This is a genomic window from Antarctobacter sp. (assembly GCF_034670325.1).
Classification (GTDB): Bacteria; Pseudomonadota; Alphaproteobacteria; order Rhodobacterales; family Rhodobacteraceae; genus Antarctobacter.
Genome location: NZ_JAXMNR010000006.1, coordinates 161,854 through 188,185 on the forward strand (window position 1 = coordinate 161,854; position 26,332 = coordinate 188,185).

24 protein-coding genes, 1 tRNA gene and 2 pseudogenes are annotated in these 26,332 nt (G+C 61.8%); 18 read left to right on the top strand and 9 right to left on the bottom strand.

The genetic code is table 11. The annotated features are described in order from the left end of the window. The first annotated feature begins 130 nt into the window (after positions 1 to 130). The 6 genes from boxC to VOI21_RS16310 all read left to right on the top strand — a co-directional run bounded on the left by boxC (position 131) and on the right by VOI21_RS16310 (position 5,685). Entirely contained in the window at positions 131 to 1,789 is a 1,659-nt protein-coding gene (boxC, locus tag VOI21_RS16285) for a 2,3-epoxybenzoyl-CoA dihydrolase (protein WP_323771002.1), read from the top strand. A gap of 107 nt (positions 1,790 to 1,896) precedes the next feature. Next, a complete protein-coding gene (boxB, locus tag VOI21_RS16290) occupies positions 1,897 to 3,348 on the top strand; it encodes a benzoyl-CoA 2,3-epoxidase subunit BoxB (RefSeq protein WP_323771003.1) in 1,452 nt (483 codons plus the stop codon). Between the two features lie 73 nt (positions 3,349 to 3,421). Beyond that, complete coding sequence (locus tag VOI21_RS16295) at positions 3,422 to 3,586, top strand: hypothetical protein (protein WP_323771004.1); 165 nt, start codon at positions 3,422 to 3,424, stop codon at positions 3,584 to 3,586. Positions 3,587 to 3,849: 263 nt separating this feature from the next. Continuing rightward, positions 3,850 to 5,043: a benzoyl-CoA 2,3-epoxidase subunit BoxA gene (gene boxA / locus VOI21_RS16300; protein ID WP_323771005.1), complete on the top strand. Its 1,194-nt coding sequence runs from the start codon at positions 3,850 to 3,852 to the stop codon at positions 5,041 to 5,043. Position 5,044: 1 nt separating this feature from the next. Continuing rightward, on the top strand, positions 5,045 to 5,482 hold the full coding sequence (locus VOI21_RS16305) for an acyl-CoA thioesterase (RefSeq protein WP_323771006.1): 438 nt from the start codon (positions 5,045 to 5,047) through the stop codon (positions 5,480 to 5,482). Positions 5,483 to 5,608: 126 nt separating this feature from the next. After that, positions 5,609 to 5,685, top strand: a tRNA-His gene (locus VOI21_RS16310). Positions 5,686 to 6,078: 393 nt separating this feature from the next. Here VOI21_RS16310 and rfbC read toward each other — a convergent pair. After that, on the bottom strand, positions 6,079 to 6,633 hold the full coding sequence (gene rfbC, locus VOI21_RS16315) for a dTDP-4-dehydrorhamnose 3,5-epimerase (protein ID WP_323771188.1): 555 nt from the start codon (positions 6,631 to 6,633) through the stop codon (positions 6,079 to 6,081). Between the two features lie 246 nt (positions 6,634 to 6,879). On the opposite strand from rfbC, the gene VOI21_RS16320 reads away from it, so the two are divergent. After that, positions 6,880 to 7,305, top strand: a complete 426-nt coding sequence (locus VOI21_RS16320; protein ID WP_323771007.1) for a hypothetical protein — start codon at positions 6,880 to 6,882, stop codon at positions 7,303 to 7,305. A gap of 9 nt (positions 7,306 to 7,314) precedes the next feature. Next, positions 7,315 to 7,854, top strand: a complete 540-nt coding sequence (locus VOI21_RS16325; protein ID WP_323771008.1) for a hypothetical protein — start codon at positions 7,315 to 7,317, stop codon at positions 7,852 to 7,854. A 784-nt stretch (positions 7,855 to 8,638) separates the two neighbouring features. Here VOI21_RS16325 and neuC read toward each other — a convergent pair. The 7 genes and pseudogenes from neuC to VOI21_RS16360 form a co-directional block, all read right to left on the bottom strand. After that, positions 8,639 to 9,733: a UDP-N-acetylglucosamine 2-epimerase gene (gene neuC, locus VOI21_RS16330; protein WP_323771009.1), complete on the bottom strand. Its 1,095-nt coding sequence runs from the start codon at positions 9,731 to 9,733 to the stop codon at positions 8,639 to 8,641. After that, positions 9,733 to 11,016, bottom strand: a pseudogene (locus VOI21_RS16335) (LegC family aminotransferase). Before VOI21_RS16335 ends, neuC begins: the two are co-directional and overlap by 1 nt. Then, positions 10,925 to 12,052, bottom strand: a complete 1,128-nt coding sequence (locus VOI21_RS16340) for an NAD-dependent 4,6-dehydratase LegB (RefSeq protein WP_323771010.1) — start codon at positions 12,050 to 12,052, stop codon at positions 10,925 to 10,927. The pseudogene VOI21_RS16335 and the gene VOI21_RS16340 overlap by 92 nt, the downstream one beginning before the upstream one ends. Beyond that, complete coding sequence (gene rfbA, locus VOI21_RS16345; protein WP_323771011.1) at positions 12,018 to 12,893, bottom strand: glucose-1-phosphate thymidylyltransferase RfbA; 876 nt, start codon at positions 12,891 to 12,893, stop codon at positions 12,018 to 12,020. Before rfbA ends, VOI21_RS16340 begins: the two co-directional genes overlap by 35 nt. Then, the gene (rfbD, locus tag VOI21_RS16350) at positions 12,890 to 13,756 is read right to left on the bottom strand and encodes a dTDP-4-dehydrorhamnose reductase (protein WP_323771012.1); all 867 of its coding nucleotides are present in this window, start codon (positions 13,754 to 13,756) and stop codon (positions 12,890 to 12,892) included. Before rfbD ends, rfbA begins: the two co-directional genes overlap by 4 nt. Then, positions 13,753 to 14,796 (bottom strand): dTDP-glucose 4,6-dehydratase, encoded by a 1,044-nt coding sequence (rfbB, locus tag VOI21_RS16355; protein ID WP_323771013.1) that lies wholly within the window; start codon positions 14,794 to 14,796, stop codon positions 13,753 to 13,755. The genes rfbD and rfbB overlap by 4 nt, the downstream gene beginning before the upstream one ends. Before the next feature lie 155 nt (positions 14,797 to 14,951). After that, positions 14,952 to 16,667, bottom strand: coding sequence for a GumC family protein (locus VOI21_RS16360; protein WP_323771014.1), 1,716 nt, complete (start codon positions 16,665 to 16,667; stop codon positions 14,952 to 14,954). A gap of 75 nt (positions 16,668 to 16,742) precedes the next feature. Between VOI21_RS16360 and VOI21_RS16365 the strand changes: the two genes are divergently transcribed. From VOI21_RS16365 to VOI21_RS16380, 4 genes and pseudogenes are all read left to right on the top strand, one after another. After that, on the top strand, positions 16,743 to 16,991 hold the full coding sequence (locus tag VOI21_RS16365) for a hypothetical protein (protein WP_323771015.1): 249 nt from the start codon (positions 16,743 to 16,745) through the stop codon (positions 16,989 to 16,991). Between the two features lie 48 nt (positions 16,992 to 17,039). Next, positions 17,040 to 17,615, top strand: a complete 576-nt coding sequence (locus VOI21_RS16370) for a hypothetical protein (RefSeq protein WP_323771016.1) — start codon at positions 17,040 to 17,042, stop codon at positions 17,613 to 17,615. Between the two features lie 2 nt (positions 17,616 to 17,617). Continuing rightward, positions 17,618 to 18,736 carry a nucleotidyltransferase family protein gene (locus VOI21_RS16375; protein ID WP_323771017.1) on the top strand — a complete coding sequence of 373 codons (1,119 nt, stop codon included), beginning with the start codon at positions 17,618 to 17,620 and terminating at the stop codon, positions 18,734 to 18,736. A gap of 550 nt (positions 18,737 to 19,286) precedes the next feature. Then, positions 19,287 to 19,460 (top strand): annotated as a pseudogene (locus VOI21_RS16380) (IS3 family transposase); the annotation flags it as partial. 216 nt (positions 19,461 to 19,676) lie between these two features. On the opposite strand, the gene hpaR reads toward VOI21_RS16380, so the two are convergent. Continuing rightward, positions 19,677 to 20,165: a homoprotocatechuate degradation operon regulator HpaR gene (gene hpaR / locus VOI21_RS16385; RefSeq protein ID WP_323771018.1), complete on the bottom strand. Its 489-nt coding sequence runs from the start codon at positions 20,163 to 20,165 to the stop codon at positions 19,677 to 19,679. 65 nt (positions 20,166 to 20,230) lie between these two features. On the opposite strand from hpaR, the gene VOI21_RS16390 reads away from it, so the two are divergent. From VOI21_RS16390 to hpaH, 6 genes are read left to right on the top strand one after another with little or no spacing between them, the layout of a single operon-like run. Next, on the top strand, positions 20,231 to 20,620 hold the full coding sequence (locus tag VOI21_RS16390; protein WP_323771019.1) for a 5-carboxymethyl-2-hydroxymuconate Delta-isomerase: 390 nt from the start codon (positions 20,231 to 20,233) through the stop codon (positions 20,618 to 20,620). 9 nt (positions 20,621 to 20,629) lie between these two features. Beyond that, positions 20,630 to 22,141, top strand: coding sequence for a 5-carboxymethyl-2-hydroxymuconate semialdehyde dehydrogenase (gene hpaE / locus VOI21_RS16395; protein WP_323771020.1), 1,512 nt, complete (start codon positions 20,630 to 20,632; stop codon positions 22,139 to 22,141). A 50-nt stretch (positions 22,142 to 22,191) separates the two neighbouring features. Beyond that, complete coding sequence (gene hpaD, locus VOI21_RS16400; RefSeq protein ID WP_323771021.1) at positions 22,192 to 23,172, top strand: 3,4-dihydroxyphenylacetate 2,3-dioxygenase; 981 nt, start codon at positions 22,192 to 22,194, stop codon at positions 23,170 to 23,172. A gap of 8 nt (positions 23,173 to 23,180) precedes the next feature. Then, positions 23,181 to 24,584 carry a pyridoxal phosphate-dependent decarboxylase family protein gene (locus tag VOI21_RS16405; protein ID WP_323771022.1) on the top strand — a complete coding sequence of 468 codons (1,404 nt, stop codon included), beginning with the start codon at positions 23,181 to 23,183 and terminating at the stop codon, positions 24,582 to 24,584. Beyond that, positions 24,584 to 25,447, top strand: a complete 864-nt coding sequence (locus VOI21_RS16410) for a fumarylacetoacetate hydrolase family protein (RefSeq protein ID WP_323771189.1) — start codon at positions 24,584 to 24,586, stop codon at positions 25,445 to 25,447. The genes VOI21_RS16405 and VOI21_RS16410 overlap by 1 nt, the downstream gene beginning before the upstream one ends. Then, entirely contained in the window at positions 25,444 to 26,241 is a 798-nt protein-coding gene (hpaH, locus tag VOI21_RS16415) for a 2-oxo-hept-4-ene-1,7-dioate hydratase (protein WP_323771023.1), read from the top strand. The genes VOI21_RS16410 and hpaH overlap by 4 nt, the downstream gene beginning before the upstream one ends. Positions 26,242 to 26,332: the final 91 nt, after the last annotated feature.

The following is a 26,332-nucleotide window of genomic DNA, read 5'->3' on the forward strand; positions in this document are numbered from 1 at the left end:
ATGCGGGTGGCAAAATTCGTAAGATACAGAGATTCGGCATGAAAAAATGTGCTTTATTATGCATGCATAAGTTTACTTACTTTCTCCATTGATGTACGTTGGCTGCAACTTCGCGACCAGGGAGGACCCGATGACCAAGATGATCGACTTTCAGACAGACCCGTCCCGCTACCGCCATTGGCGTGTCGAATACGACGGTCCCGTGGCCACCCTGTTCATGGATGTGGACGAAGACGGCGGCCTGTTCGATGGCTACAAGCTCAAGCTGAACTCATACGATCTGGGCGTCGATATCGAGCTGAACGACGTGGTGCAGCGGATGCGGTTCGAACATCCCGAGGTCAAAACCATTGTCATGAAGTCCGGCAAACCCGGGGTGTTCTGCGCGGGCGCGAACATCCGGATGCTGGGCGGCGCGGCGCACAGCCACAAGGTGAACTTTTGCAAATTCACCAACGAGACGCGCAATGCCTATGAGGCCGCCGAGGCGGAGAGCGGTCAGAAGTACATCGCGGCCGTGAAGGGCGCTTGCGCCGGGGGCGGGTATGAGTTGGCGCTGGCTTGCAATCACATCATGCTGACCGATGACAGCACCTCTTCGGTGGGTCTGCCCGAGGTGCCGCTGCTGGCGGTGCTGCCGGGCACCGGCGGGCTGACCCGCGTCACCGACAAACGTAAGGTGCGCCGCGATCGGGCCGATATCTTCTGCTCGATCGAGGAGGGGATAAAGGGCAAGCGCGCCAAGGAATGGCGGCTGGTCGATGAGGTGATCCCGAATTCCAAGTTCGATGACACCGTGGCCGAACGCGCCCGCGAATTTGCCGCCTCCTCAACCAAGGTGGACGTGGCCGAGGGCATCACGCTGGGCTCCTTGCCACGCAAGATCACCGAGGACGCGGTGACCTATTCGCTGGTCGAGGTCGAGCTTGACCGGGCAGGGCGCAAGGCGGTGATCACCCTGAAAGGGCCTGAAGAGGACGCGCCCGCCGACATGGACGCCTTTGTGGCGCAGGGCGACCAGGCCTATATGCTGCGCCTCTGCCGCGAGTTGGAGGACGCGATCCTGCACCTGCGCCTGAACGAGATGGCGCTGGGCCTGTGGATCTTCCGCACGCAGGGCGACCCGGAAAAACTGGCCGCGCATGAGGCGCTGCTGGCCGCGAATGCCGACCATTGGCTGGCCAACGAGGTGCGCCAGTTCTGGAAGCGCACGCTGAAACGGATCGACGTGACCTCACGCTCGTTGGCGGCCTTCATCGAACATGGATCGTGCTTTGTCGGCGTGCTGGCCGAGATCCTCTTTGCCGTCGACCGCAGCTATATGATGGAAGACGAATTCGAGGGTGACAATCGCCCCACGGCGACAATCACCCTGACCGAGGACAACTTTGGCCCCTATCCGATGGGCAACGGCATCACTCGTCTGCAAACCCGCTTTCTGGCGGAGCCGGAACATGTCGAGGCGCTGAAAGACAAGATCGGCGAGGCGCTGGAGGCAGAAGAGGCGGATGAGCAGGGGCTTGTCACCATGATCCTCGACGACATCGACTGGGAGGATGAGGTCCGTATCTTCATGGAGGAGCGCGCGTCGTTCAGTCCGGATGCGATGACAGGGATGGAGGCGAACCTGCGCTTTGCCGGACCCGAGACGATGGAAACCCGCATCTTTGGCCGGTTGACCGCATGGCAGAACTGGATCTTCAACCGTCCCAACGCGGTTGGGGCCGACGGCGCGCTGCAGCGCTACGGCACCGGTATCCGGGGCGATTACAACATGGAGCGCGTCTGACGCGCGCAACGGCGGGGTAAACCCCGCCCTACGGGCCCCGGCAGGTGTCGGTCCCGTTGAACGCTGTAGGGCGGACCGTGCTCCGCCGCACCAAATGGGAGAGAGACATGCTCGATCTGATCAACGTAAGTTATGACACCCAGATCCCCAACAACGTGGGTCTGAGCTCGGACAAGAAGGTGCTGAAAGCGCTGGAAAAATGGCACCCCGGCTATATCGATTGGTGGAACAAGCTGATCCCGCAGAACTTCCAGGAATCGATGGTCTACCTGCGCACCGCCGTCAGCGTGGACCCCAAGGGCTGGGCCAAGTTCGACTATGTGAAGATGCCGGAATATCGCTGGGGCGTGTTGCTGGCCCCGCAGGTCGAGGGCCGTGTGATCCCCTGTGGTGAACATATGGGCGAACCGGCATGGCAAGAAGTGCCGGGCGAATACCGCAACCTGATGAAGCGTCTGATCGTCATTCAGGGTGACACAGAGCCGGGCTCGGTCGAGCAGCAGCGCTTTCTGGGTCTGACAGCACCGTCGCTGTATGACATGCGCAACCTGTTTCAGGTCAACGTCGAAGAGGGCCGCCACCTGTGGGCGATGGTCTACTTGCTGCAAAAGTATTTCGGCAAGGACGGCCGCGAAGAGGCGGATGATCTGCTGATCCGCTCGTCCGGGTCCGAAGAGGCACCGCGCATGCTGGGGGCGTTCAACGAGGAAACGCCGGACTGGCTGTCGTTCTTCATGTTCACCTATTTCACCGACCGTGACGGCAAGATGCAGCTTGAATCGCTGGCGCAGTCCGGGTTCGATCCGCTGTCGCGCACCTGCCGGTTCATGCTGACCGAAGAAGCGCACCACATGTTCGTCGGCGAAACCGGCGTGGGCCGCACCATTCAGGCCACCTGCGAGGCGATGAACAAGGCGGGCATCACTGATCCCTATGACGTGAACAAGATCCGCGATCTGGGTGTGATCGACTTGCCGACCATCCAGAAAAAGCTGAACCTGCACTACACGCTGTCGCTGGATCTGTTTGGTCAGGAAATCTCGACCAACGCGGCCAATGCGTTCAACGCGGGTATCAAGGGCCGTTACATGGAAGGCCGGATCGATGACGACCACCAGCTTAAGAATGACACCTACAAGGTGCTGGATCTTGAGGATGGCAAGATCGTCGAAAAGGACGTGCCGGCCCTGACCGCGATCAACATGCGCCTGCGGGATGACTACGTCCGCGATGCTTCGGGCGGTGTGGGGCGCTGGAACAAGATTATCGAAAAGACCGGGATCGAGTTCGAGTTGAAGCTGCCGCACCAGTCCTTCAACCGCAAGATCGGCGTGTTCGCTGGCCACAACTTTGACCCTGACGGCAACCACGTGTCGGGAGACGCATTCGACAAAGGGTTGCCGAACTGGCTGCCGACGCATGGCGACGGTGACTTCATCCAGTCGCTGATGAAGCCCTGCTATGAACCGGGCAAATTCGCCAGCTGGATCGCGCCGCCGAAGGTCGGCATCGACAACAAGCCGGGCGATTTTGAGTACGTCAAACTGCACATGGCATGAGTTGGCGAGAGGCGAATTTTCGGCGAAAATTCGTCTCTGCCACACGCAGGGAACAGCAGGAGGAGGAAACGCTATGATCACCAAACGCAACGTGGGTCATGCACCGCGCGTGACCGAGGTCGCCAAGGAACTGGGTGAGATCGGATGTTGCATCGGGTGTGAGGATTGCCGGGGTCTGTGTCAGGCCTTGATCGAGGCCATCGCCATCCCTGAGGCCGTGCTGAACCGCGGTCGCTGATACCGGACTGCACCTTGGTGCTGCGGCGACCAAACGCGCCGACTATGCCCATCGGGGACAAGGCCCGACATTGGCAGCAATGGCCAAACGGTTAACTTGCGCTGACTTTTCAGTCCTCGCGCGAGGCGACCAGACAGAAACACCGTCAGAAGATGCTGTGTTTTATCGCAAAATCGGCCTAGATCGTGCCCAGATCAAGCAGGAACAGGAACGGTGTCTCGCCTACGATTGGTCGACCGCTCCGTTCTGGGAGGAATGATGAGATGAACAAGCCGCTAAAACAGCACCTGATCGACCCCGAGATCTGTATCCGCTGCTACACATGTGAGATGACCTGCCCCGTAGGCGCTATCGAGCATGATGACAACAATGTCGTGGTGAACGCAGAGGCCTGCAATTTCTGCATGGATTGCATTCCGGTCTGCCCCACGGGGTCGATCGATGAATGGCGTGTGGTCGACACGCCCTATTCATTGGATGAACAGTTCAGCTGGACCGAACTGCCCGAACAGGGCGAGGTGAGCACGACCGAAGTTGCGGATGCGGGTGGTGACGGCGGCGAGGATCCTGTGGCGGTCCTGTTGGCAGAGGCGCACAAAGGGGCAGGCGGGAAACCCGTGGCCCCTGCCTCGGCGGCAAAGCCGACAGTGAACCTCTACAACCTTGGCAGCCCGGTCGAGGCGGTGGTGCAGGGCAACTATCGCCTGACCACAGAAGGGTCGGATTCGGACGTGCGCCATGTCATCCTCGATTTTCAGGGCAAACCGTTTCCCGCACTCGAAGGGCAATCGCTAGGCATCATCGCGCCCGGAGCCGACGCCGAGGGCAAACCGCATCTGCCGCGACTTTATTCGGTGTCCAGCCCGCGCGACGGTGAGCGGGCGGGCTATCACAACGTCTCGCTGACGGTGAAGCGTGAAGAGGGGGGCGTGTGTTCGAACTACGTCTGCGACCTGAAAAAAGGCGATACTGTTCAGGTGACCGGGCCATTTGGCGCGACCTTCCTGATGCCCAACGATCCGGACGCGCGTCTGCTGATGATCTGCACCGGCACCGGCTCTGCCCCAATGCGGGCCTTTACGATGGCAAGGCAGCGGACGGTCGGCAAGAAGTCCGGGGGTATGGTCATGTTTTTCGGGGCCCGTACGCCGGAATCGCTGCCCTATTTCGGACCGCTCAACAAGGTGCCGTCCACCGTGCTGCAAAAGCATCTGGTGTTCAGCCGGATGCCGGGACAGGAAAAGGAATACGTTCAGGACCGGATGCGCATCGAAGAGGATATTGTGGCCGACATGCTGCAAGACCCGGCGACGCATATCTATATCTGTGGTCTGAAAGAGATGGAGGAGGGCGTCGAACGGGCCTTTACCAATATCGCCGAAAGCATCGGTCACCAATGGCGCAACCTACGCGACGTGTTGCGCGAAGAGGGCCGCTATCACGTGGAGACCTACTAGGATGGAGCCGCGCCCCGACACAGCTTACCGCCATGAGATTCGCGTCACATGGGGGGACTGCGATCCGGCGAAAATCGTTTACACGGCACGCATCCCGTGGTTTGCGCTGGATGCGATCAATGGCTGGTGGGTCGAGAATCTGGGCGGCGACGGCTGGTTCCAAATGGAACTGGACCACAATGTGGGCACGCCTTTTGTCCGGTTGGAGATGGATTTTCGCGCGCCCATCACGCCGCGGCATCCGCTGATCTGTCACGTCTGGCCGGTGCGGCTGGGCGAGACCTCGATCACCTTTCGGGTGGACGGTACGCAGGACGGAAAGCTGTGTTTTTCATCGCGCACGGTCAGCGTGTTCATTGACGCGGCGGCATTTTCCAAGCGCACCCCGCCTGACGACATGCGCGCCGCGATAGAGCGACTTTTGCCAGGCGCGGGTTGATTTTTGGTCCCGGCCTGTCGCGCTGAAAATCCACCCGACAGGGGGTGCCGTGGGGCTTGCGCTTGGATTTTGGCTTTGCTAAATAGCCCTACGTTCGGCGTTGGACCTTGATGTTCAGCGCCCTGTGCCGCCTTAGCTCAGTTGGTTAGAGCGCTTGATTGTGGATCAAGAGGTCCCTGGTTCGAGACCAGGAGGTGGTACCATTAAAATCAAAATCTTACGATGAGTTTGGATTTCTCCATGCTTTCTCCGTCATGGGTTCGTATCGATTGCATTTGCATGCATTGCGTTAGGTAAACGCCGGGAAACGGGCTTTGCATCATTACTGCAAGACCGGGGACTCCTTACCCGATGGTTACATCTTTCTTTGGTGATCTGGGGTCATCTTGGCAAAATCGGCGCTGAGTTATCCTGGGAACAGGGGCGACCCTATTCATCCTCGGCGGCCAGCCACCCGCCGTGGTCTGTTGGCTGAGAAACGAAGCAATCAGCCCTGATCAGCAGGTGCAAAGAATAGCGCAATTCGCGCCAGATCCTGTCCACCAAATGAGGAGTATCTCGGGTCGGGTCCAGCGATGATCTGACTCCGGTGCAAGTCAGAGTTCGAAGACGCGCGGCAGGTCCTTCAGCAGCGGCGCGACGCGGTCCTTGTCGCTGAGCAGGGGCTCTCCCTCCATCGCCCAGTCGATGCCGATCTCCGGGTCGTCGTAGCGCACCGAGCCATCACTTTCGGGTGCGAAATAATCGGTGCACTTGTAAACGATCTCGGTCTCGGGTTCGCGCGTGACGAAGCCGTGCAGGAAACCCTTGGGGATCAAGAGTTGCTTGCCGTTCTCAAAGCTCAACTCGATGCCGAACCACTGGCCGAAGGTCGGGCTGCCGTGACGGATATCCACAGCCACGTCGAACAGCCGTCCGCGCCCGCAGCGCACCAGCTTGTCCTGTGCGTGCGGCGGCGCCTGAAAATGCAGGCCACGCAGCGTGCCGACAGTCATCGACATCGAGTGATTGTCTTGGACAAAATCATAGTCCAACCCGGCCTCGGCCATCCGGCTTCGGTTCCAGCTTTCGCTGAAGAAGCCGCGCGCATCACCGAAGCGGCGCGGGGTCAGGATCTTGACGCTGTCGAGGGGGGTGTCTTCAATCTGCATGGTCGAAAACCCTTTCGCAAGTGTCATTCCGGGCCAGTCCGATGTTCCGGCGAGCTTGGTTAAACGACTTCGCCGCGGGCAGGTCAAGCCGTCTCTGCAGTGCGGCAATTTTCGCGGGTTTGCGGCTTGAAAGCGATCCGGGCAGGTCGTATACGGGCCGTGTTTGAAAACGTCCCGGGACGGATCCAGTCCGGGGCAGAAATTTACAGGTTTAGCAGCTCTAAATTGAAAGCGCGCAGATTAGACATGAAAGTCCTTTTCTTCGGTCTCGACTATTATGGCTACGCCACCCGGATCATGCGAGAGTTCGAAGAACTCGGTGCAGATGTGCGTTTCGTCGACCTGCAACCCGGCAGTTTCCTTATAAAAACCTTCCGAACGCTGATGCCGACGGCCTACGGCCGCTGGATCGGCGCGCAACATCGTCGCATCGTCGAAGAAACCACCGGAACCGCTTACGATCAGGTGGTCTTTCTGCAGGCCCATCAGATGGCGCCGGACACGCTCGCCCGGCTGCGCCAACTGCAGCCGCAGGCGCGTTTCGCGCTCTACAACTGGAACGCGCTCACCACCCATGACTACCTGCCACAGGCGGCGAATTTCGACGCAGTCTATACATTCGACCCGATCGATGCCGAGGCGCATGGTTTTCACTACCTGCCGCTGTTCTGACCGCGCGAGATGCAGGGGCTAACAAGGGACAAGGCTTCGTCGCGGCACGTCTACACCGTCGGCAATATCGTCAACCCGCGTCGCTACGACGCGATCAAGGCCTTTGAGGCCTATTGCAAGGGTCACGGTATTGTTTTCGAGTCCTTCATGAAGATGAGCCCGGTGGTCTACCTGCGTTTTCTCAGGGCGGGCCGCATTCCGCGCGGCGTCAGCCTGCGGTCGATCAAGCCCGAGGACTTTCGCGCAATGATCGAACGCTCTTCGGCCACATTCGATTTCGCCAACCACCAATCGCAGTCTGGCCACACCATGCGGACCTTCGAAAACCTCTGCGGCGGCAAGAAGATCGTCACCAACAACCACACCGTGCGGTCCGAGGCCTTTTTCTCAGAAGACCGGATATTCGTCTACGAGACGCTCGACTTCACCGGCGTCGAGGAATTCCTGGAGATGCCGCTGGCCGACCCGGACGCCGAGTTCGGGGAATACCGCATTCAGGCCTTCGCCCGGACGCTGCTGGGCCTTGAGGCCGCGGAGAAGGCGGCATGAGCCGCCGCTGCCTGCTGATCGCGCCGACCTCTTTTTATGCATTCCACAGGGATGTCTCTGAGGCACTGGAACGCTCGGGTTATGAGGTCGAGGTACTGAACGAGGAATACCCGGCCAACGCTTTGGGCAAAGTCATGGGCAAGCTGGCACTGGACCGGCTACGCCGCAGCACCTTGGCCGAACTGGAAAAACGCGTGCCCCAGTTGGGGCATTTCGATCTGGTTCTGATCATCAAGGGCAGGGGGCTTGGCCCGCAGGCACTGGAGCTTCTGCGGGCGCATGCGGATCGCATCGTCGGCTACAACTTCGACAGTTTCCGCTTTAACCCTTCACCGAAGGACTGGCTGCATCTTTGCGACCGGTATTGCACCTTCGATATCGCCGACGCGCGCGACACCGGCCTGCCTCTGGTGCATCTCTTTTCGGCCAGCACTTGTGGGCCTGAGCCGGTACGTGAGACGGATCTGTCGGTGGTGATGAAGATCCACTCGGACCGGCTGGCCTATGTCGACCGTGTCCTCAGCGCGCTGCCCAAGACGATGAACCCCTTTGTCTTTCTCTACGCGCCGAACTGGTTCGAAGTCATCAAACAGGCGCTGCGCGCGCCCGGCCCGGCATGGCGGCTGCGTCGTCATATCAGCTTTTCTCCTCTCAGCTACGCCACCGCGATGACCGCCATCGCGCGCTCGCGCGCGACGCTGGACTATGCGCATCCGTTGCACGGGATCACCGTTCGGTGCTATGAGGCGCAGAGCATGAAGGTTGCCGTGGTGACCAACAATCCCTACGTGGCCGAGGCTGGAGTTTTCACCGAGGGATCGGTGGCGCGCTTCGGGCTCGACGACGATCCGGCCAAACTGGGACCGATCCTTGAGCGGCTGGCGGTACGGATCGCCCCGGGTTCGGCGGCGCAATCGATGACAGAAGCCGCCCGGACCCGCCGCGCCTGCCGGTCGCCGATGTTGACGGTCGGAATCCCGAAACTCGGCGCTTCGTAAAGCCCGCTCGATGAATTTCCCAGCACAAGGTCGCAATGCGCCAGCGCTGAGAAATATCGCGCCGAGCCCAGCGAGGCGTGGAACACCGCATTGTCGCGGTCCGCGACGAAGGCGTGGATCATCTCGTCGAGTATGGTGGCCTCCGGGTCGGCGTTCGATCCGGTAAAGAGCAACCCTGCCTCGGGGAAGGCCTTTAGTGCGTCGAGCATGGCGCGCGCCATGGCGGCGTTGTCGCGCGACAGCGTCGCCGGATGCAGCGTAATCGCAAAGGTCGGCCTTTGGTCGGGCAGGCCGACCGCCGCAAAGAAGTCACTGCGGGACATGTGCGGTGTGGCCAGCACCATGTCGATGCCCGGGCTTCCCGTCACGAAGACGCGGGCAGGATCCTCGCCCATCTGGCGGACGCGGGCGGCGGCCTCTTCGGTGGTGGTGAAATGCAGCGCCGCCATTTTGGTCACGGCATGGCGGATGGCGTCGTCGAAGGCGCCCTCGGTCACATCACCGCCGGCGATATGCGCCACCGGCACCTTGGACAGCAAGGCAGCCGTCACCGCGCCGAGTATTTCGTAGCGGTCGCCCAGCACCAGCATCAGATCGGGGGCGGAGGCAGCCAGCGCCGCACCGACACCCGCCGTCGCGCGCCCGGTTGCTGCGCAGAGCGCCCCGTCGTCTTCGCCTCCGGTCGGCAGGCCCATGTCGACCCGGTGGGTGATGGCAAAGCCCGCGGCCTCGATCGCCTCAGTCGAGCGCATGCCCGGGGTCAGGTGCTGCCCGGTTACGAGGATTTCCAGTTCAAAACGGGAGTCATCGCGCAAGAGCGCCAGCACCGGCTGCAACAACCCCCAGTCCGCGCGCGTGCCGGAGACGGCGACCACTTTCATCACGCCGCCCCCAGATGGGCCGACGAGGGAATGTTGAGAACCCGGGCCTCGAAATCCTCGGCCTGTGAGAGGTCGGCGCGCGGGTTGTCGGCGTACATCGGCAGTCGGTGCATCAATGTCCAGATCGGACGGGTCATGATGCCCGCGTCGTTGAGTGCATCGAGCAGTACGTCGCGTTCGCCGACATGCGACGGATCGAGGATCAGCGTCATCAGCCAGTTGTTTGAGACCGAATCCGAAGGCGTCTCGAAGAGGTGCGCGCCGTTCATCCCGCGAAAAGCTTCGCGGTAGGCGTCGTAGAGGCGTTTCTTCTGCGCCAACCGCGTGCCAAACTGTTCGAGTTGCGCCACGCCAAGAGCGGCATTGAGGTTGGGCATGCGGTAGTTGTAGCCCACTTCGTCATGCAAAAAGGCCCAGCGATGCGGCTGCTTGGCGGTCGTGGTCAGATGTTTGGCGCGCGTCGCCAGCGCCGCGTCATCGGTCACGATCGCGCCGCCGCCGCCGGTGGTCAGGATCTTGTTGCCATTGAACGAAATAGCCGCGATGCGGGAGAGACTGCCACAGGGGCGCCCCTTGTAGAAACTGCCAAGGCTCTCGGCGGCATCCTCGACAACCTGCATCGGCCAATCGGCGACCACTGCATTGAGGCTGTCCATATCCACCGGGCAGCCGAAGATATGTACCGGTACCACAGCAGAGATGCGCCGCCCGGTCACACGGTTCCATGTCGCACCGTCGCGCACCTCGGCGACCTCGGCCAGATGCAGGGCCAAGCGGTTGGGGCAGATGCCCAAAGTGTCAGGGGCGCTGTCGACGAAATGCGGCATCGCACCGAGGTGGCTGAACGCGTTCGGCGTCGCCACGAATGTCAGGGCAGGCACCAGCACCTCGTTGCCCGGTTCGACCCCGGCCACCAACAGGGCGATCTACAGCGCTGCGGTGCCGTTGGCCACCACGACCCCATGCGCACAGCCCGAGATCCGCGCGACCTCGGCCTCGAAGGCATCGACATAGGTGCCGACCGAGGAGACCCAACCGGTGTCGATGCAGTCAATCAGCAGTTCGCGCTCGCGGTCGTGGAACTCCGGCACATGCAACGGAACGAAATTGTCCGTCCCGCCAATCACACCGCGGATCCGCCGCGTCAGGTCTTCTGCGAATTCCATGATGTCCCCCACTCCGGGAAGTCTGTCAGACGTTGTACTGGCCGGTCTTGTAGGCCGCCAGGTTGGCTGGATCCTGAAACCACTCGGCTGTCTTGGCGATGCCTTTTGCAAAGCCATCGCGGCCACCGTGTTCGGGTGCCCAGCCGAACAGCTTTCGCGCCTTGTCGACCCCGGCAAAGAGACGCTCGACCTCGCTATCGGCGGGGCGCATGCGCTGCTCGTCCGAAACGATCTCGATTGTGACCCCCATGACTTCGGCGATCAGGTTTACCGTGTCCATGATGGAAATTTCAAAGTCGGAACCGATGTTGGTGGCCTCGCCTACACAGGCGTCGCATTCCATCGCCTGAATAAAGCCTTGCGCCGTATCATGCACGAAAGTGAAATCGCGGGTCGGGTGCAGCGCGCCGAGCTTGATCTTGCGCTCGCCCGCGGCGATCTGGCTGATGATCGTCGGAATCACCGCGCGGGCTGACTGGCGCGGGCCGTAGGTGTTGAACGGGCGCAGCACCGTGACCGGCGTGCCAAAGCTTTTCTGGAAGGACAGCGCCAGCTGGTCGGCGGCCACCTTGGTGGCGGCATAGGGCGACTGCGCGTTGACCGGGTGTTCCTCGGTGATCGGCACGAATTGCGCGGTTCCATAGGTCTCCGATGTCGAGGTCGAGATCACCCGCCCGGTTCCCAGACGCCGCGCCGCCTGCAGCACATTGAGCGTGCCAGTGACGTTGGTTGCGACATAACTGTCGGGCGAATGGTAGCTGAAGGGGATGGCGATCAGCGCCGCAAGGTGCAGCACCGCATCACAGTCCTCCATGGCATTGGCGACTCCGTGGGGGTCGCGGATGTCACCCGCCACCACTTCGAAATTGCCCTTTACGTCCTCGGCGGGGCGGTCCAGCCAGCCCCATGAGTTCAGCGAATTGTACATCACGAAGGCGCGGGTCTCGTAGCCCGCCCGGACCAGCGCCTCGGTCAGATGCGACCCGATGAAGCCATCAGCCCCGGTTACAAGAACTTTTTTTGAATGATTTAGACATGTTTCCGTTCTATCCCTTGCTCTGCGGCAGATGCCCTGGCCGCAAAACGTCTGTCGTGCCGCCGCCCGTTCGGGCATCGATTCATTCCGCCAGGAGACCCCGAAGGTACTTCCCATAGTCTGTCTTGCGGAAGACCTCTGCCCGCTGGGCCAGTTGCCGGGCGTCGATCCAGCGCTGTGCAAAGGCGATCTCGTCCGGGTTTCCGGTTTGCAGACCCTGCCGCACCGAGAGCGTCCGCACGAAATTTCCCGCGTCCAGCAAAGAGGCATGCGTCCCGGTGTCGAGCCAGGCATACCCGCGCCCCATTTGCTGCACGTCGAGCGCGCCGTCGCGCAGGTACATTTCCAGCAGCGAGGTGATCTCCAGTTCGCCCCGTTCCGAGGGCTTGACCTCGGAGGCGCGCTGCGGTGCGGTTCCATCGAGGAAATAAAGCCCGGTCACCGCGTAGTTCGAAGGCGGAACCTTGGGTTTCTCGATGATCTCGTTGACGGTGCCATCCTTGTCAAAGCCCACCACGCCATAACGCTCGGGGTCAGCGACGTGGTATCCGAAAACCGTGCCGCCGGTCTCCCGGCTGTCGGCCTCGGCGAGCAGTTCCGGCAGGCCATGTCCAAAGAAAATGTTGTCGCCCAGAACCATTGCCGAGGGCGCGCCGTCAAGGAATTCGCGGGTCAGCAGGTAAGCCTGCGCCAGTCCGTCCGGCGAGGGTTGGACGACATAGGTAAATGCCAATCCCCACTGGCTGCCGTCACCCAACAGGCGCTGGAACTGGGCCTGGTCGTCGGGGGTGGTGATGATGGCGATCTCGCGGATGCCCGAAAGCATGAGCACCGAGAGCGGGTAATAGATCATCGGCTTGTCGTAGAGCGGCAGCAACTGCTTGGAGACGCCCATGGTGATCGGGTACAGCCGGGTGCCGGAGCCGCCGGCCAGAATGATGCCTTTGCGCTTGGTCATGCCTTCACTCGCTCAAGTTCCTGCAACACCCGGTCCAGCGCCGCGCGCCAGTCTGGGCGTGAAATGCCATAGTCCCGGGCCAAGTCCGAACAGTCGAGCCGGGAGTTTGCGGGGCGTTTCGCCGGCGTGGGGTACGCACTGGTCGGGATATTCTCTACCTCGACCGTGCGCCCAGCGCGGGCAAATATTTCGCGTGCGAAATCTGCCCAGTTGACGTCCGGCGCGCCGGAGAAGTGGTAGGTGCCGGTGACGCCTTTGCCCGCGCGGAAGGCAAGCGCCATGGCCCAGAGTGCCGCAGCGATATCGCCTGCCTCCGTCGGTCCGCCCACTTGATCGGCGACGATGGTCAGCTTGTCGCGTGTTTCACTCAGGCGCAGCATCGTCTTGACGAAATTGCCGCCATGCGCGGAGAAAACCCAAGAGGTGCGCAGGATGGCGAACGCGGCGTTCGTGTTCTGGATGCCCTGCTCGCCTTCCAGTTTTGTGCGACCATAAGCGCCCAACGGGCCGGTTGCGGCGTCCACTGCCCTAGGGGTTTCGCCCGTGCCATCAAAGACGTAGTCGGTCGAGATGTGCAGGAAAGGGATACCGGCCTCGGCGCACGCGCTTGCCATGGCGGCGGGCGCCTCGCCGTTGACCACACGTGCGGTGTGCTCGTCCTCTTCGGCCTTGTCGACCGCGGTGTAGGCCGCGGCGTTGATGACAAGATCGGGCTTTCGCGCGGTGATCTCCGCAGCGCATTTTGCGGGGGCAGTCAGGTCTGCCGCGTCACGGCCCAACAACACCGCTTCAACGTCGTCGGGCACCCGCCGCGCAAGCTCGGTGGCAACCTGCCCAGTCTTGCCGAAAACGAGAACCTTCATGATGCTTTCCCCAGCCGCGTTCCCACGCCTGCGCGATCCAGCAGCGCCTGCCACCAGTCGGTGTTGTCCAGATACCAATCGACGGTTTTCGCCAGACCCTCTTCCACGGTCACCGAGGGGCGCCAGCCCAGTTCTTCGCGGATGCGCGTCGGATCGATGGCATAGCGCGCATCATGACCCGGACGATCGGTGACAAAGCTGATCTGGTCCGCGTAGCTACCATCATTTTTGGGCCGTTTCTCGTCCAGTATGGCACAGAGTGTCTTGACCAGGTCGAGGTTGCTGCACTCGTTCTCGCCACCGATGTTGTAACTGCGCCCGATCTTGCCCTTTTCCAGCACCAGCAAGAGTGCGTCGGCGTGATCCTCGACATATAGCCAGTCGCGCACATTGGACCCGTCGCCGTAGATCGGCAGCTGCTTGCCCGCCAGAGCGTTTAGGATGACCACGGGGATCAGCTTTTCGGGGAAGTGATAGGGGCCATAGTTGTTCGAGCAGTTGGTCAACACCACCGGCAGGCCATACGTTTCGTGCCATGCGCGGACGAGGTGATCCGACGCCGCCTTTGAAGCGGAGTAGGGGGAGTTCGGCGCATAGGGCGTGATCTCACTGAAACGCCCGGTAGCGCCAAGCGTGCCATAGACCTCGTCGGTCGAGATGTGGTGGAACAGGAACCCCTCGGGACGTCCCGCGCCGACCCAATAGGCGCGCGCCGCCTCAAGCATGTTGTAGGTGCCGTTGATGTTGGTTTCGATGAACGTTCCCGGCGAGTCGATCGAACGGTCCACGTGGCTTTCGGCGGCCAGATGCATGACCACGTCGGGGCGATGCTCGGCAAAGACGCGATCCAGTTCCGCCCGGTCACGGATGTCCACCTTTTCAAAGGCATAGCCCGGCGCACCCTTTACAGGAGCAAGGTTCTCAAGGCATCCAGCGTACGTCAGTGCGTCTAGATTGACGACGTCATGACCGCGTCCAACCGCCAGCCTGACAACGGCCGAACCGATGAAGCCCGCTCCGCCTGTAATCAAGATTTTCAAAATGTTCCTCGCGGCGTCAGAATTGATTTGAAAATGTCAGGTGCCTGAGTAAGGCCAATTTTCGGGCGGACCTTGCCGTAGAACCACGCGCCTTTGCAACCCGGAATTCCCTACTTTTTACCGTCGGGCAATTTGGACGCACCTGGTTTTCGACCTTAGGTGTCATAGTAGCCAGTGCCGTGCCCGCCGTAGGCGTATCCGTAACCGTACGAGGTCGCGCGCTTGCGGTCGATCTTGGCAAGGATGGTGCCATAAAGCGGCGCGCCAACATTGGTAAACTGTCCGATACCTTCCGCGACTTGCGACTTATTAGCGCCGTTCCAGGACACCAGGTAGACCACCGCATCCACATGCCGCGCGATGATGCGCGCATCTGGGACCACGAGCACCGGCGGCGTATCCAGCACGACATAGTCATATGCCTCACGCGCTTCGGAAATCATGTCGGCAAATTCCGTGGAGCTGAAGATATCCGCCGCGTTGACGGAAGACTTGGTGCCTTTCAGAACGTCGAACCCTAGTTCCGTTGGCTTTGCGGCTTCGGTCAGTGGCATGCTGCCGTCCAGAACGCTCAACAGGCTGCCCTCGCCCTTGGTGGTGAAGTAGGTGTCAAACGTCATGCGGCGAATATCTGCTTCGACAAGCAGAACCCGCCCGCCAAGGTCGGCCAAGCTCTTGGCCAAGTAGATCGACGTTGTGGTCTTGCTCTCGCCCGGACGCGACGAGGACAACATGATGATCTTTGGCGGTGCCTGCATGTCCAGCATCAGAAGCGACGTTCGCAAGTTCCTGACCGCCTCGGACATGATCGAGGTCGGGTTCTTTTGGATATAGGACAGGAGTTGTTCGCGGCGGCGGATCGGCACTTGCGGCAATTGGCCAAGGACCGGATAACCTGTGTGCCGCTCCAGTTCGCTGGAGTGCATGAAGCCGTCGCTGCGGAAGAAGCGCAACATCACCAAGCCAAAGCCGATCATGAGCCCGACAATGGCACCCAACGCGAGGATCACCTTCTTGCGGGGGGCGACGAAGTACGCGCTGGTGGCCTCCGAAAGAACGCGGCTGTCAGGCCGCTGAAGCCCGAGCTGGATCGAGGTTTCCTTCAGCCGGGTCAGGAAGGTCTCATAGAGCACCCGGTTTGCCTCCGCTTCGCGCACCAGAGTATTCAGCTGAACCAGCCCCTCGGATTGCACGTCGACCCGTTCCTGAAGCAGGCTCAGTGATTGCTCCAGCGCGGCTTTGCGATCCTGCGCAGCGGTGAGGTTGGCGCGCTGTTCGGCCAGCAGCCGCAGCGACCGGCTGCGAAGCTGTTCGTCGCTGGCGCCGCTCTGGATCAAGCGGCGGAGAATGTTGTCTCCCACAAGATCGAGCACGCTATCGAAGTCACCAGCCTCGACAAACGGTTCGAGCAGGTCGAATTGCCCTTGGGCCTCGTTGATCTCGGCGGTGGTCTGGTCAAGCCGGTCACGAAGGGGCTTGGTGCGGGCAACGAGCGCGTCCAGCGCTTCCTGGCTGATCGGGTTGGCGGACTCGCACAGGCGTTTCACTTCCTCGTCTGTGGATTTGACCTGTCGTTCCAGTTCGTTGACCCGCTTCGACAGCCAGTCGACCGCAAATTCGGTTGCCTCGAACTTGGTCTGGATCTGGTTGTCCAGATAGATCTGCGCCAACATGTTGGCGAGTTTGATGGCCTTTTCCGGGTCGGTCGACTCGACGCTGATATTGAACAGATAGGTGTCGACCTGCCCTGAGACCCGGATAGCGGCACGGGTCCGCTCGATGGTGGCGTTACTGGTGACTCTCGGATCCCGTTCGGTTTCTGCGACCTCGATCCCAAGCAGCGTCTTGGCCTTGATCTTCAGTGCGCGCATGGACCAAGGCGAGACCTCCCGCAACGCGGCGTTGAATTCGGGGTCCTCAAGCAGGCAGGCCTGTTCGACGGCCCGATGGTCTTTGACTGTCCGGGAGAAGACCTGCCGGACAGCCCGCTGACGCGCGTGGGACTCTTGCAGAACGGCCATCGCCTGTTGCGCCTCTCCGTCGAGGATCGCCTGCTGGCGCGGCAATTGCGTTTCATGTTCCGGCACTTTGTCACCGACGCAACACCGGATGACACCTGTGAGACCCTGACGGTTGCCGGGCAGGGCGGTGATTTCTGCGTACGTTACAACGGTCGTCCGTTGTGGCAGCCCTGACCGCTGGAAGAGGCGCGGTCGCTTTGCACCCGGACGATCGCCGAGGCCATGACCGCGGGACTCTCCGGCGTCAGTTTGCATGCAGGTGCGGTGGCGGGAGACACTGGCGCAGTGGTCTTTACCGGCCAGAGCGGCAGCGGCAAGTCGACCCTGATCGGCAATCTTGTCACCGAGGGGTATCGCTTTGTCAGTGACGATATTCTGCCCGTCAATTTGGACGGCGACTGTGTCTATTCCATTCCCGCGCCCCTTGCCATGAAGAAGGGTGGAGGCAAATTGCCCGCGTTTGAGGCTTTGCACCAACAGCTTTTGACGACGGAAACACCGCGCGACGGCGTCCACTATGCCGATTTCGCCGGGGACAATGCGCTGGTCGCGCCATTCAAGGTCAAGGCGCTGGTCCTGCCGAGCTATCTTCCGGACGAGGAAGAGCGCGTGTTCCGCCTCGCCCCCGCCGATGTACTCAAGGACATCATGACGGCGGGCGCGCACTTCCCCACCGGGTCCATCGCCTCGCTGTTGAAATTTCTTGAGAACGTGCAGATTTATCGCCTGATCTTCCGGACAACCGATTTTTCCGTTGCACGGAGCAAGGAGATCCTCGCCAGCGGCCTGGATCTGTAGCCATGCAGGCGCACCTGAAAGCCTGCCCATCGCCGACCCACAGAGCGCTGCTGGGGTTGATACCAGTGGCCCTGGGACGGGAACCGGCTCCCGGGCTGTGGGAGGATCTGGCCGCGTCTGACCCCATGCAGCTGGCCGCTGCCGCGCAGGTGGAACACGTGCAGACCCTCCTTGGCGCCGCTTTCGATACCGCCCCAGACCTGCGCGAGGCAATCCCCTCGGATTTGCTGATTTACTTTCAGGAAATGCACGCGGGCAATGCGCAATACAATGACATCGCGCGCCGTGATCTGGCCCGACTAGGAGAAATCCTGAACGACGCCGGGCTGCGCGGCTGCATCCTGAAAGGCGGGATCGAGCTGGTTCTGCCAAGCTGGACCAGACCGTCGGGTCGGTTCATCAGTGATCTCGACGTGCTGGTCGAGGGCGAAGGCGAACCGGCGTTTCAAGCCTTGCTGGCGGCGGGGGCGAAGATTGTCGGTGACGACGCGCCGCTGGTGGCCGAGCTCGAAGCCAAGCGGATGCACTTCCCGGCGCTGTTGCTGGAGGGGGGGCAGACGGTCATCGAATTGCACACGCGTGTGCAGCGCGATGGAGCAGACCGGCTGTTGAAACCACAGGCGATCTTTGCCGACTCGCGGGACACCGGCCTGCGCGGGATCGTCGCCCCCAGCTTGCGTCACCGCATGATTCACCATGTCCTGCACGCTCAGGCGCAGCACCTGCACTACGAGCGGCTCGAACTGAAACCCCGGTCTGTCGCAGATCACGCCATGCTGCTGCGCGGCCTCGCGCCAGAGGAACAAAATGAGGTCCGGCGCGACTTTGCCTCTATCGGCAGGACGGCAGAGTACGAAGCACTTGATGCCCTCACGGAGCTTGTCTTCGAAGGAACGAACGAGCGCGCCGCCGGGAATCGCTGGATACAGAAATGCCTGCAACTTTACGGGCAACCGAACCGGCGCAAATTGATATTGGTCGGCGAATCTTTTTCGGTTGTGATTCGCCGCGCTCTTTCAAACAAGGAATATAGGCAGCGGTATTTCCGGAAATTGCTCTCGCCGCGTCTCTTGTTCCAGAGTTTGCGAAATCGGCTGGATAAAATTCTCCGGTCCCGATAGCCAATCTGACCTCTGAAATCGGCTCTGTTGATGGTATGGATGTCGCCTCGCGACAGCATCGTATTGTGCCAACGTGATGTTTGCCGAAGGCATCACAGTTAGAAAGGGCATCCACGCCCAGATTTGCCCTTGTCGGGATTGATCTGGCAATGCAGGTCTTCCAGATGCACGTGTGCGCCACGACAGGTCCGGTGCCTTCCGAAAGAAACTCTCCCCCGCCCAACTGCTCGCTTTCGCTGCGCGGCATCCCAGATGTGTTGTCGCAAACAAGGCCATTTGGACGGCGCGCGGCTGGGGCAGAGCGTTGGAAAAGCTCCGAAATAACGTTTGCCTGATCCCGCGGGTCCTATGTGAAGCCGATCTCGAAGAGATGGCTGTTCGCTCTTTTGAAGACGACCTTCGGAGCAGTAAACGCACGCTCTTGGCTGGAAGGTGTGTCGAAGATGCCTTGCACAGCAGTAACTGCGGCGCGTGAAGCGTTCTGATTGGCGTCTTCCTGTTGTCTTGGACACCTCTTGCAACGGGTGGCATGACGACAGGTTAACCCGGCCAATTCACTGCTTTGGCCTTTGGCTTGCGCTTCAAGGAAAAGGGCGTACGGCCATCAATGGGATCGGTCGGTGATTGCTATGGCTGCGCAATGTGCGAGAGCTTCGTCGCCAGCCACGAATGCAAGCGGCCAGAGCGCCGCAAATTCGCCGCCAAGCCTGAGGCCGGCGCCGCCTGATTTGAAGTCGTCGAAGGCTGGCACACTCCCTCGCGCCGCCATTCCGCCTTGGGCAACAAGGTATCCATCAACGACGAAAGGATCGTCGCTGAAAGGATGTAATCTCTAAGCGCATAACCGACCATCAAGCCGTGCGATCTCCAGATCAAGAAGTCTCTGGTTCGAGACCATGAGGCGGCGCCACGCCCCAATTCACCGACCCAAACGCGTCGATCATCCGTCGTCGGTGACATCCGTGTTCGACGGGCCCAGATCCTGAGTGACGTTTTCCAGCGCGTCCAGCAGGTCGGCGATACGATCCGCGCCTAATCGCTCTTCGATTTCCTTGTAGATCCCTGCGCTTGTCTGGCCTGCGTCATGTAGCAGCGACTTGCCCGCCGCGCTGATGTTCACCAGCGTGCGGCGGCGGTCTGCCTCATCCCTGTGCAGGGCGATCAGGCCCCGCGCCTCCAGTGTCTTAAGGATGCGCGTCAGCGAGGGGGCCAGCACGCAGGCGGCGCTGGCCAGTTGCGTGGCGTCGATCTCACCCGCTTCCTGCACCACCCGCAAAACGCGCCATTGCTGTTCGGTCACGTCGATCTCACGCAGCATCGGGCGGAACCGTTCCATCACGGCCTCACGGGCACGCAGCAGGGCAATGGGCAGGGTGCGCTGCGTTTCGGACAGCGGAAAGACGTCGGGGCGGTGTTTGGACGGGGCCATGGAATTCTCCTGTTGACAGGTAGCCTAATGTTTAACATGTTAAGTGTCAAAGGGAGGGCTGCTGGATGCCGCATCTGAGGGTGGAGTATTCTCCGGGGCTGGAGGCGAAAACGTCTATACAGGCTATGTGTGATGCGCTGCACGCGGCAATGGACGCGACCGGGGTCTTTCCTCTGGCGGGCATCCGGGTCAAGGCGCATCGCTGCGCGCAGGTCTGCGTGGCAGACCGGCATCCGGACAACCACTTTGTGGCCTTGGAACTGTCGGTCGGTGCGGGGCGCGCCAAAGCGGTCCTGTCCGGGGCCGGAGAGGCGGTGTTCGCGGCGGCCAAGACCGCGCTGGCCCCGCTGCTGGCGCATCCACATTTCATGCTGTCGATGGAAATACGTGAGATCGACCCGGAGCTGAGCTGGAAAGCCAACGCAATCCATGACCGCCTGCGGGCGCAGAGTTGAGGGGACGCCATGAGTGACCTGACTGAAAACCTCGCCAAGGCGGAGGCCGCGCTTGCGCGTTTCCGCCGCGAGGGCGTTTTGAACCACATCGGCGGGACGCAGCGCATGGCGGCCTCGGGGGCGACATTCGACACGACCTCTCCGGTGGATGGTGGGGTTTTGGCGTCGGTGGCCAAAGGCGGGGCAGAGGATGTGGATGCGGCGGTCCGGGCCGCCACAGCGGCATTTGCCGCGTGGCGTGACATGCCCGGCAAGGACCGCCGCGCGATCCTGCACAAGGTCGCCGACGGCATCGTCGCCCGGGCCGAGGAAATCGCGCTGGTCGAGAGCATGGACACCGGACAAGCCATCCGCTTCATGTCCAAGGCGGCCATTCGCGGGGCCGAGAATTTCCGCTTCTTCGCCGACAAGGCACCAGAGGCCCGCGATGGCCAGACCCTGCATGCGCCGGGACAGATCAACATTACCTCGCGCCGCCCCATCGGGCCGGTGGGGGTGATCACGCCGTGGAACACCCCCTTTATGCTGTCGACGTGGAAGATCGCCCCGGCGCTGGCGGCGGGCTGTACCGTGGTGCAGAAACCGGCCGAGTTTTCGCCCATGACGGCAAAACTGCTGGTCGAGATCGCCGAAGAGGCCGGTTTGCCGCCGGGCGTGCTGAACGTGGTCAACGGCATGGGGGAGGACGCCGGAAAGGCGCTGACCGAACATCCGGGCATCAAGGCGATTGCCTTTGTTGGCGAAAGCCGGACAGGCTCCATGATCATGCGGCAAGGATCAGAGACGCTCAAACGCGTGCATTTCGAACTGGGCGGCAAGAACCCGGTGATTGTGTTCGACGATGCGGATCTGGTACGGGCGGTCGATGCGGCGGTCTTCATGATCTACTCGCTGAATGGTGAACGCTGCACCTCTTCCTCGCGGCTGCTGGTGCAGGACACGATCTACGATGACTTCTGCGCCAAGGTCGCGGAACGCGCCGCGCGCATCAAGGTGGGGCATCCGCTGGACCCTGAGACCGTGGTCGGGCCGCTGATTCATCCGGTGCATGAGAAAAAGGTCCTTGGTTACTTCGACACCGCGCGCGCAGAGGGGGCAGAGATCGCCACCGGCGGCGTCAAGGTGGGCGATGTGGGCTGTTACGTGGCCCCCACGCTGTTCACCAAGGCCACCAGCGACATGGCCGTGGCGCGCGAAGAAATCTTTGGTCCTGTCCTGACCGCGATCCCCTTTGCCGATGAGGCAGAGGCGATTCGCATCGCCAATGACACCGAATACGGCCTGACAGCCTATCTGTGGACCAATGACCTGACCCGCGCGCTGCGCATGACCGAACGGCTGGAGGCGGGCATGATGTGGGTGAATTCGGAAAACCTGCGCCACCTGCCGGCCCCTTTCGGCGGGGTCAAGGCCAGCGGGATCGGACGCGACGGCGGCGACTGGTCGTTCGATTTCTACATGGAGACGGTGAACGTCTGTCTGGCCGCAACCGCGCACAAGATCCCCCGACTGGGGGCGTGACCGCCGGTCCGGGCCAACCTGATCCTTGATCTGCACTGAGGAGGTGCGAGATGCCAATTCCTGACCCAAATCTATACCCGCCTTTCAACATCGTGCGTCTCAGCCACGTTGAATTCGGGGTGACGGACCTTGCCGCCAGCCGCGCCTTTTATGTCGACACGCTGGGCCTGCAGGTGACAGAGGAAAGCGATGAGGTGATCTGCCTGCGCGCGCTCGAAGAGCGCGGCCATCACTGCATGGTCTTGCGTCGGGCCGACAGGGCGACGGCGCGCTACCTGTCCTACAAGGTCTACGCCGAAGAGGATCTGGACAAGGCACATGACTGGTTTTCCGCCGAGGGGCATCCGGTGGAATGGGTCGAGCGGTCTCATCAGGGGCGCACCCTACGCACGCAGGACTGTTTCGGTGCGCCGATGGAGTTCTACTTCAGGATGGACCGCCTGCCGCCAATCCATCAGGAGTACCGGCTGTATCACGGGGTCAAACCTCTGCGGATCGACCATTTCAACTGTTTCGCGCCGGACGTGGACAAGGCCGTGGAATTTTACGGGCGGCTGGGGTTTCGGGTGACCGAATACACCGAGGATGACGAGAGCAAGAAACTCTGGGCGGCATGGATGCACCGCAAGGGCGGCGTGCATGACGTGGCCTTTACCAACGGCACCGGGCCGCGCCTGCATCACACCGCCTTCTGGGTGCCGACACCGCTGAACATCATTGACCTGCTGGATCTGATGTCGACCACCGGCTATCTGGCGAATATCGAACGGGGGCCGGGGCGGCACGGGATTTCCAACGCGTTTTTCCTGTATATCCGCGACCCGGACGGCCATCGGATCGAGATTTATTGCAGCGATTACCAGACCGTCGACCCGGATCTGGAGCCGATCAAATGGGACCTCAAGGACCCGCAGCGCCAGACGCTCTGGGGTGCGCCCGCGCCGCAATCGTGGTTTGAAGAAGGCTCGCTGTTCGAGGGCGTTACCCCTGTCGAGGCGGTGCTGAAGGCGACGCCCATCGTTGCACCTTAGGAGGACACATGGACTGGGATGAATTCGCCCGCTGGGGCCGCCAACTGAGCGACTATGGCGCTGAGTATCACAAAACCCTGCGCGACCGGCCCGTGCGGCCCCGCGTGTCGCCCGGTGAAACCGCTGCGCAACTGCCCGTCTCTCCGCCTGAGGGCGGCGAGGGTATGGAAGCGATCCTTGAGGATTTCGAGCGCATCGTGATGCCGGGCCTGACCCATTGGCAGCACCCCCGGTTCTTCGCCTATTTCCCGGCCAATGCCGCGCCGCCCTCGATGCTGGCGGAGATGCTGGTCACGATGCTCGCCCCGCAGTGCATGTTGTGGCAGACCTCTCCCGCCGCGACAGAGATGGAAGGCGTGATGCTGGACTGGCTGCGGCAGGCGGTGGGTCTGCCGGACGGCTTTCAGGGGGTGATTCAGGACTCGGCGTCCTCGGCCACGCTGGCGGCGGTTCTGGTGATGCGGGAACGGGCGCTGGGCTGGGCGGGCAACGTCAAAGGGCTGGCAGGCGGACCGGCGGTGCGGATCTACTGTTCCGATCAGGTGCATACCTCGATTGACCGGGCGGCCTGGGTGTCCGGTGTGGGGCAAGAAAACCTGGTGAAACTGCCCACCGTCGCGGGTGACCCGCTGCGGCCTTTGGATGTGACAGCCCTCAGGGCGGCGATTGCGGCGGACCGGGCGGCGGGGCATTTGCCTGCCGGTATCATCGGCGTGACGGGTGCCACCGGCATGGGCGCCTGCGACCGGCTGGGTGATCTGGCTGACGTGGCACAGGCCGAGGATCTGTATCTGCACATCGACGCGGCATGGGCCGGGGCGGGCATGATTTGTCCCGAAAACCGGGTCCTTTGGGCAGGTGTCGAGCGGGCCGATAGCATGGTGTTCAACCCGCACAAATGGATGGGGGCGCAGTTCGATTGTTCCGCGCATTTCATCCGCGATCCGGACGCGCTGCGCCAGACGCTGGCCATCCGGCCTGAGTATCTCAAGACGCTAGGGGCAGAGGATGTCACCGACTACAGCGAATGGTCGATCCCGCTGGGCCGTCGCTTTCGCGCGCTGAAGCTGTGGTTTCTGATCCGGTCTTACGGGCTGGAGGGGCTGCGGCAGATGATCCGCAATCACGTGGCATGGTCGCGTGATCTGGCCGCGCGGCTGGCGGCGGAACCGGACTTTGAGATTGTGACCGCCCCGGTTTTGTCACTGTTCACCTTTCGGCACACAGGCGACGATGCGCATAATCTGGCCCTCGTGGAGGCGATCAACGCCGACGGGCGCATCTATCTGACACAGACCAAGGTGGACGGGCAGGTTGTGATCCGCTTTCAGGCCGGAGCCTTTGGCGCGACAGAGGCGGATGTGGCCACGGCCTTTGACGTCATTACGGAAATCGCGAGGGACCGGGCATGATGACACCGCATTTTGTGACCTACAGCCATGAAGGGCGGCTGGCCTACGGGCTGCACACCGGCGATGGCGTGATCGACCTGTCTGCCGCCAACCCGCAATGGCCGACGCTGCGAGAGGTGATCGCGGCGGATGGGTTGAAAGAGATATTCATGCAGGCGGCGGGACGGCAGGCCGATCTGCCGCTGGAGGCGGTGACCTTGCAGCCGCCGATCCCTTCGCCGGAAAAGATCATCTGCGTTGGTGTGAACTTTCCTGACCGCAATGCCGAGTATAAGGACGGGCAGGCGGCGGCGGGGCGGCCCTCGTTGTTTATCCGCTTTCCGCGGACCTTTGTCGGCCATGGTGAAAACCTTGTCCGCCCACCGGAAAGTCCGCAGTTGGACTATGAGGGAGAGATCGCGCTGGTGATCGGCAAGGGCGGGCGGCGCATTCCGGTCGAAGACGCCTATGACCACATCGCGGCGTTGACCCTGTGCAATGAGGGGACGATCCGCGACTGGGTGCGGCACGCCAAGTTCAATGTCACGCAGGGCAAAAACTGGGACCGTTCCGGGGCGATTGGTCCTTGGCTGGTGCCCTTTACCAGCGCGGCGCAACTGGACGATATCGCGCTGGAATGCCGGGTGAACGGTGAGGTGCGGCAGCGGGATCGGACCGCGCGGATGATCTATGACTTCCGCTATATCATCAACTACGTCTCGACCTTTTGCACGCTGGTGCCGGGGGACGTGCTGGTCTGCGGCACGCCCACGGGGGCGGGGGCGCGGTTGGACCCGCCGGTCTGGCTGAAACCCGGTGATGTGATCGAGGTCGAGGCCGAGGGCATCGGGATCCTGCGCAACGGGGTGGAGGACGAGGCGTGACCGAGGAGGAGCTTCACGCAGCGGCGCATGCCTTGGTGCGGGCAGAGGCGGCGGGGGAGCAGATCGGGCTGCTGTCCTTGGCGCATCCGGGCATGACCATGGCCGATGCCTATGCGGTGCAGGCGTCTTATGTGACTGCGCGGCTGGCGGCGGGGCGGCGGCAGGTGGGGTGGAAGATCGGCCTGACTTCACGCGCGATGCAGGACGCGCTGGGCATCGACACGCCCGACAGCGGCGTCTTGCTGGACGATATGGTGTTCGAGACGGGCGGCGTGGTGCCCAAGGGGCGGTTCATTCAGCCTCGGGTCGAGGCGGAGATTGCTTTTGTGATGAAAGGGCCGCTTGAGGGGGCGGTCACGCGGGAGGAGGTCATCGCCGCGACGGATCATGTCTGTGCCGCCCTGGAGATCTTGGACACGCGGATTTTGCGCAAGGATCCGGCCACTGGGACGGCGCGGAATGTCTGCGATACGATCGCCGATAATGCGGCCAATGCGGGCATCGTTTTGGGGACTCGTCAGATAAATCCTCGGCTGGTGGATCTGCGCTGGGTCGGGGCGATTTTGGCCCGTGATGGCGAGGTCGAGGAGACCGGGCTGGGCGCGGGCGTGCTGAATGATCCGGTCATGGGCATCGTCTGGCTGGTCGAAAGGCTGGCCGGAAATGGGCAGAAAATCGACGCCGGGCAGGTGGTTCTGTCGGGGTCTTTCATCCGGCCGGTGGAGTGTCCTTCGGGGTCGATGATCGAGGCGGATTTTGGCGATTTCGGCAGGGTGGCGATCGCCTTTGAATAGGTCTGTCCACGTGTGGACAAAAAGGTGACGTCGCGTCCTCAATGGCTTGCAGAGGCGGTTTAACCAAGGCTTAGGATTTGGCACCGCGCCG